Source organism: Thiomonas sp. TH-17, assembly GCF_057473305.1.
This window is the reverse complement of record NZ_JBYCKI010000221.1, coordinates 1-3,374: the sequence shown is the minus strand read 5'-3', so window position 1 is coordinate 3,374 and position 3,374 is coordinate 1. Positions and strand designations below refer to the sequence as shown.

General features: G+C 62.1%; 3 protein-coding genes. All 3 read right to left on the bottom strand.

Going from position 1 to position 3,374, the window contains the following annotated elements:
* Positions 1 to 47: 47 nt before the first annotated feature.
* A complete protein-coding gene (locus AC2VLV_RS13275) occupies positions 48 to 1,994 on the bottom strand; it encodes an HsdM family class I SAM-dependent methyltransferase (RefSeq protein ID WP_486990435.1) in 1,947 nt (648 codons plus the stop codon).
* A complete protein-coding gene (locus AC2VLV_RS13270) occupies positions 1,991 to 2,467 on the bottom strand; it encodes a MerR family transcriptional regulator (RefSeq protein ID WP_486990434.1) in 477 nt (158 codons plus the stop codon). The genes AC2VLV_RS13275 and AC2VLV_RS13270 overlap by 4 nt, the downstream gene beginning before the upstream one ends.
* A gap of 217 nt (positions 2,468 to 2,684) precedes the next feature.
* Positions 2,685 to 3,179, bottom strand: coding sequence for a RadC family protein (radC, locus tag AC2VLV_RS13265; protein ID WP_023657710.1), 495 nt, complete (start codon positions 3,177 to 3,179; stop codon positions 2,685 to 2,687).
* Positions 3,180 to 3,374: the final 195 nt, after the last annotated feature.

The following is a 3,374-nucleotide window of genomic DNA, read 5'->3' as shown; positions in this document are numbered from 1 at the left end:
GGCTCCAAGCACGTGGTAAAGATGACTCATCGCATCACGCGCAGCACTCAGACGCCAGACACGCTGCAAGATAGAATCACACGGAGCCTGACAAGTAATGAGAGTTGCTCGCCCAGATTTCTGTGGGCCGAAGTCAAGTCATCCAGCAATAGGAGGTCACGGCGCCGGCCAACGGCTGCTGCCTTGAGCTTCAACGGCTGTTCTTGGATCTCGTCGAGTGTCAAAGTGATGACGTCACTCGGCGCCACCTCGAACGAATGAGTCCTTGCACCGCTGGGCGTCCACGGGATCTGAACGACCGTGACCTGATCCGTTCGCTGCTTCGGTCGATGACGGGCAAAGAGAACCACTGCGGGCATAGCCGCTGTCGCGAAGAGCCAACTGCACAAATTGGACAGATTTACCAAGGTGATCGGAGCCACGGCTCGCATCACATGCTGAGCTGCTGCCATGCCGGTGCCGCTGCGGCTGAAGAACGGCATCGCGCTAAGAATGATGCCGAAACGGGTCTTCTCATGTGAGAACTCCGCCGCTCGCAACACGAAATCCAAGCCTTCACCGCGCGGTTGCGCAGGTACGCCCGCAACCCTGGTCTTGCGCCGCGCTTCGGTTCCTGTCTGCCCCCTAAAGCTCCAAGGGGGATTGCCCACGATAAGGTCGAACTGCTTCAGCCCTGTCGGCGTCGCCAGCACGGCCTTGCCATCTCCATCACGTTCGACAGTACGAGCGTCACCGACGAGCAATGTCCTGCCGATCAATGGCTGGAACTTCAGGGACTGCGGTGGTTGCGGGTCAGGGTCCAGCTCAAGCGCAGCCAGGTACAGGCTGAACGCAGCGACGCGAATCGCGGCTTCGCTAATGTCTACGCCATACACCTGCCCGTAGAGCGTCGAGCGGATCAGCTCCCTCGTGGGCGGCTGACCTTGCGAGCGAAGATGAACCAAGCGCCGCAGCGCTTCGACCAGGAAGACACCGGAGCCGCACGTCAAATCCAGCACCGACTCCCGTCCAGATAGACCATCCATGACCTCATCGAGGACCAGCGAGACGACGGACAGTCGCGTGTAGTGCACGCCGTTTCGCAACGCTTCTGTGCGCTTTCCTCCAGTCTGCGGCTCAGCATGTGCAAACTGCTCGTAGATCGAGCTGATGAGCTCGACCGGAATCACGTCGAACTGGTAGGGGAAGAAGCTGAGTTGCCCGCTTTCAGGATCGACAGCCTCCAGGAACTCCGCAACCCGCGTCAAATGGTGAGCGGCTGGTGTCGTTTTCACCGACGAGGGCGGAAACATATCGCCGTTGAAGGTCTGGGCCAGCCATGCGAACAGCTTGCTGGTCGCTGGCCGGTCGCGCAGGATCGCCGGCAACGCCGTGCGGCCGCATACCCGCTTCAACCGCGCCGCACTGACGATCTCGCGGTCAATCAGGTACTGGGTGAAGATCACGCGCCCAATCAAGGCCTGCGCCGCATCGCGCGCGAGATTGCCTGCGACCAAATCGCGTTCGAGACATCCAAGGTCAGACAGGAGCTTCTGATCGACGCTGGTCTTGCGATCGATGGCCGGCACCTGGGCCCAGAATTGGCCCGTCTCGATCGCCAGTCGGCCGGCCAACTCGTCCAGTTCATGAAGCGAAGCTTCGATGTTCTCGAAACGCCGAATCAAATGTCTCTGGGCATCGCCTTCTTTCGCGGGTGTGCCGAAACCGTTGTACAGGTCGATACGCTGCGGCGAGATCACCCACAGCAACGGCGCGAACCCCTCGTTCCAGACCTCTCGTCGCCACTGGCTGACCAGATCGTCTGCAGGCGCGCTTTGCTCAAACTTGAAGTAGACGGTCAACGACGACGCGCTGCGCCACAATGCGTCCGGAACAAAAACGCGGCCGTGGCGCGAGGACTGCGCCTCAGCCCCCAACCGAAGGCCGGGCGCGGGTCGCCCGTCCGGCAGGTAGCCGGTTGCGGCGAGCACCTGTTCCAGCGTGGCAGTGTTCACGCCCTACTCCGGATAGCTTCGGGTGGAAACGGCAACGCTGCCTGGCTCGGCGTCGGGACGATCGGCAGCATGTGCTGCTGAAGCCGCATGATCAACGGATCGAGCGGGATCACGAGAGTCGGTTGGGCGGGCGGCCGCCCAACCCCCTCGGGGCCGATATCGCACAGGTTCGCCAAAGTGGGCGTCACGAACGCCACAGACCCGTTCAGCGCCAACGCGCCACTGGTGCTCAGCAACCGAAAAAGCGCGTCCACGCCGACGCTGACGGTGGCGATGTGCACGCCCAATGAGCTGACCAGCTCATTGGTAACGGCCAAGCCAAGGAGATCGGCGAAGGTGAATCGGGCAGCCTTCCCGGTCTTGGACGCCAAGTAGGGCACGGTCTTGCGCCAATGCCGCACCGTTTCGGCGGACACGCCAGTTAGCGTGCGCATCTGATCCTGAGTGTACTGGATGGCGGTGACGGCAGACATTCGCGTTGCTGGCAACTAGAAAATACGCACATTCTGCCATGTAAAGGTGTGCCTCTCAACAAATAAAGGCCGGTTCAGCCGCGTATCCCGCAAGCTTGCAAGCTTCCGAAATCGTGACCATCAGAACGCATCGCCAAGGTGGCAACCGGAACCGTTCATGGCAGTTCTTGTGGAGAGGGGCAAGAGGAACAGGCGCCCCCGGAGGGACGCCTGCGGACTACAGTAAGCCGGCTTCGGCGAACGAGTACGGGCTGCCCTTGCCGACGATGAAGTGATCCAGCACCCGGACATCGACGGTGGCCAGGGCGCTCTTCAACCGCTCGGTGATCGCACGATCAGCGGCCGAGGGCTCGGTGTTCCCCGAGGGGTGCTGATGCGCCAGGATCAGCGCCGAAGCGTTGAGCGCCAGCGCACGCTGGACAACCACCCTCGGATACACCGAAGTCTGGTCGACCGTGCCCTGGAACAGCGGCTCGAAGGAGAGCACCTGGTGCTGGTTGTCGAGAAACACGACGGCGAAGATTTCGTTCGGCTCCGCGACCAGTTTCAGGCGCAGGTAGTCGCGCACGGCGGCGGGACTGCCCAGCGCCGGACCGGCCTTGAACACGCGGTTCTCCAGCAGGGTAATGGCCTGCTGGATGATCCAGTCTTCGTGCTGGGCGGCGATCAGGGTGAGCGACTCCGGGCGGGAGTCGGCGATGACGAGAGACATGGCGAACCTCCAATGGATGAGATCGGAGGGCGCTTGCCCCTGGAGGGCAAACCCTCCTGGGGACGATGGGGATGGAACGGGTGACGAGCGGGCATCCACCACCGCGGATGCGGTGGCTGTTCGCGTCAAGGGATGCGATGCGAACGGGTTTCGATCAACGCGGACAAGCCGCGCCGCAGCCTTGAAGATCGATGG